This is a genomic window from Dyella sp. LX-66 (genome assembly GCF_018599165.1).
In the GTDB taxonomy this organism is placed as follows: domain Bacteria; phylum Pseudomonadota; class Gammaproteobacteria; order Xanthomonadales; family Rhodanobacteraceae; genus Dyella_D; species Dyella_D marensis.
Genome location: NZ_JAHFVJ010000002.1, coordinates 135,322 through 138,771, shown reverse-complemented (window position 1 = coordinate 138,771; position 3,450 = coordinate 135,322). Strand labels below are relative to the sequence as shown.

Sequence of the window (3,450 nt, the reverse complement as noted above, 5' to 3'; positions counted from 1 at the left end):
GCGCGTGCCTTCCTGTGCTTCGATTCGTTATCAGCCGCGGCGCAGCCGCGCGAAGGAACGATTGAGATGCTCGGCCGCGCCTTCCATCACGCGGACGGCGATGTCGTCGACGTGGCGCGCGGTCCACGGCTCCAGCGCCGTGCCCTTCACCCACTGGTTGAACGAGCCCAGCGCGGGGCCCGTCTGGATCTGGTAGTTCACGCGGTCGTCGCCCTTGCCTTCCATGGCGATGCGCGTGCAGTAGGCGAAGTACCAGCGAAACACCAGGGCCATCTTGTGCTTGGCATTGGCCTCGGCCTTGGCGATCTCGTGTTCCAGGCCCACCGAACGGAAATAGGCGCGGGTCTCTTCCCAGATCTCGCCGAAGCTCTTGTGGAAAAACGTCGTCTCCAGCTGCTTGCGCGTGCGCTCGGGGATGTCGTCCAGGCTTTCGTGGTGGCGGTACAGCGACAGCAGCTTGTTGGCGCGCGCCGGGAAGAACACCGACTTCTTCAGCACCTGCACCTGCGCGCCGATCTCGAACATGTCGCCGGCCGGCGCGTACTCGGTGTCCTGGATGTCCATGGCCTGCAGCAGCGCCTTGCCGTCGGCGCTCATGCCCGATTCCACCGTGCACTGGTTGATCGAGCCGGTGACGATAAAGTCCGCGCCCAGCAGGAAGGCCGCGGCCGCCGCTTCGGGGCCGCCGATGCCGCCGGCCAGGCCCATGCAGATGGGCTCGGCATAGCCATGCGCGGCCTGCAGCTCGTCGCGCAGCTTCATCAGCGGCGGCAGCATCACCGCCACGATGCCGCCGTCGGTGTGGCCGCCGGAGTCGGCTTCGACGCAGACGTCGTGGCTCATCGGCACCGACGGCGCCCAGGCCGCCTGCTCCGCCGTGACCAGGCCGCGTTCGAGCAGGCGCTCGACGATGGCCGGCGGCGGCGGGCTCATGAAAGCGCGCGCGACTTCCGGGCGCGATACCTTGGCAATGACGCGATGCGTGCACACCAGCTCGCCCGCCGCGTTGCGCCGCAATCCATTCAGGCGGAAACGCACCAGCGCCGGCGTCATCTGCATGAAGGCGGCCGCCTCCACGTTGCGCACGCCGTGGCGCAGATAGAGATCGACCACCGCCTCTTCCTGCGCCGGGTGTTCGTAGTTGGCGAGCAGGTTCATGCCATAGGGCTGGCCCGCGTCGAGCTCCGCCTTGATGCGCAGCAGCCCCTGCTCGATCTTCGCCGGCGACAGGCCGCCGGCGCCGAAGAAGCCGAGCAGGCCGGCCTTGCCCATGCGCACCACCAGTTCGGCCGAGGCGACGCCGCGGTACATCGCGCCGCTCATATAGGCGTAGCGCACGCCGTGGCGGCGACGGAAGATCGCGCTGCCCAGCGACGATGCTTCGATCGCGCCAGCTTCGCTGCGCGTGGCGGCGACAGGCTCCACCGGCCGGCCGGCATCGTTCGCGCGAGCAACGATGGCAGGCGCCATCGGGGCGGCATCCTCCTCGTCGTCGAAGATCGGCGTCTGCGTGCGACGGATTTCCGTCACCATCTTGGACAGGATCGTCGCGCCCAGTTCCTGGAACTCCACCTCGCCCTTGCCCATCACATAGCGGATCGAATCCACCCAATGCACGGGGGTGGCGATCTGGCTGGCCAGGGTGTCGGCGATGCGGCTGCCTTCATACGGCCGCGCGGTGGCGTTGGCGATCACCGTGGCTTTCGGCGCCTCGAAGCTGAAGCCGCGCAGGAACTCGGCGAACTCCGCCTGCACCGGCCGCATATGGCGCGAGTGGAACGGCGCGCTGACGTTCAGCGGCACGTAGCGCAGTTGCATCTTCTCGAACAACTGCGCTGCCGCGGCCAGCGCCTCGTGGTCGCCCGCGATGATCGTCTGCGTCGGCGTATTTAGATTGGCGATATCGATGCCGTGCAGGCGATGCTCCTGCAGCATGCCGCGCAGATCCTGCGCCGACGGCCCCATCACCGCGGCCATGCCGCCGCCGCCCGCGCGCCCCATCAGCTCGCCGCGCTTCTGCACCAGGCGCAGGCCGGTTTCGAAGGAGAACACGCCGGCCGCGTGCAGGGCGTTGTACTCACCGAGGCTGTGGCCGGCGAAGATGATCGGGGCATCAGCGGCTTCACTGCTCTGCGCTTGGTAGTAGTGCAGCGCGTTGACCACATACAGCGCGGGCTGCGTGTACTGGGTTTTGGAAAGCAGGCCATCGCGATCGTTGAGGCACAAGTCCTCCAGCGAATAACCGAGGATCTCCGACGCGTTGCGCACCTGCTCGGGAAAGAGCGGGAACAACTCCTTGCCCATGCCTTTGAACTGCGAACCCTGGCCTGGAAAGATGACTGCCTTCATGGGGCGTGACTCCGGTAGTTGTCCGTTACTTACCTGTCCCTTGCTTGCCGCTGCCGTTCGCGCGGGTCTTGGCAGCAGTGCATCGAGCCGCGCGAGATCGCCGCCGGAAGACGACAGGATCGGGCGGATCTGCGCGCCGCCAACGGGCAGCGCGTGTTTCAGCAGCGTCGCCATCGTCCCGGCGGGGCTGGCGTCGATATAGCGATGGCCTTCCGGCGCACCGATCGCCGCCAGCGTTTCCGGCAGGCGGATGGGATCGCGCACGACGGACCAGAAATCGGTGGGCGTCATCGCGTGCAGCACGGCGCCCGCGGTGCAGCAGGCGATGGGCATGTGGCCGGCCTTCGGCGCGAGCGTGCGCAGGAACGCTTCGTACGGCGCCTTCGCCGCATCGACCCAGCGCGAATGGAACGGAAACGCCACGGGCAGCCGCTGGAAACTCATACCGCGCTGGCGCAGCAGATATTCCACGGCCTCGCCGTTGGCTTCCGGCAGCGACAGCACCGTATGCCTGGCGAAGTTGCGCGCGCCGACTTCGCACAGCGCAAGCAGCGCGGCGTCGAGATAGCGCTGCGGTTCGCCGAGCACGGCGATCATGCGTCCGGGTTCGGCATGCGCTTCGACGGCCAGCGCCTGCTCGATCACCGCCAGCAGCGCGGCATCCGCATCGATCCAGCCGGCGGCGGCCGCGGCGGCGAACGTGCCGAGGCTGGAGCCGAGCACCAGATCGATCTGCAGGCCGCGCTCGCGCAGCGACGTCGCCAGCGCATGCTCGACCATGAAGATCGCGGCATGGCTGTGCAACAGGCGCGTCAGCGGTTCATGGCTGCTCTGCGCGGGATACAGCAAGGCCAATACGGACTCGCCGCAACGCTCGCGCACCACCCCATCGGCGTGCTGCATGCTCGCGCGGAAGCATGCATCGCCTTCGAACAATTCACGCCCCATCCCCACGTGATGGGTACCCTGCCCCACGAACGAAAGTACGGTTTTCACGAGCGACGCATCCATACTGGCTCATGGCTCCGCTGCACGGCCGCGGTGACGGCCGTGCGCACACGGAAACCATGGCTGACCGTGCAGCCAACTCCCCTCCCCCAA

The 3,450-nt window shown here is 67.5% G+C and carries 1 protein-coding gene; it reads right to left on the bottom strand.

Going from position 1 to position 3,450, the window contains the following annotated elements; genetic code table 11:
- Positions 1-30 precede the first annotated feature (30 nt).
- Positions 31-3,345, bottom strand: coding sequence for an ACP S-malonyltransferase (gene fabD, locus KK141_RS04415; RefSeq protein ID WP_214571616.1), 3,315 nt, complete (start codon positions 3,343-3,345; stop codon positions 31-33).
- Positions 3,346-3,450: the final 105 nt, after the last annotated feature.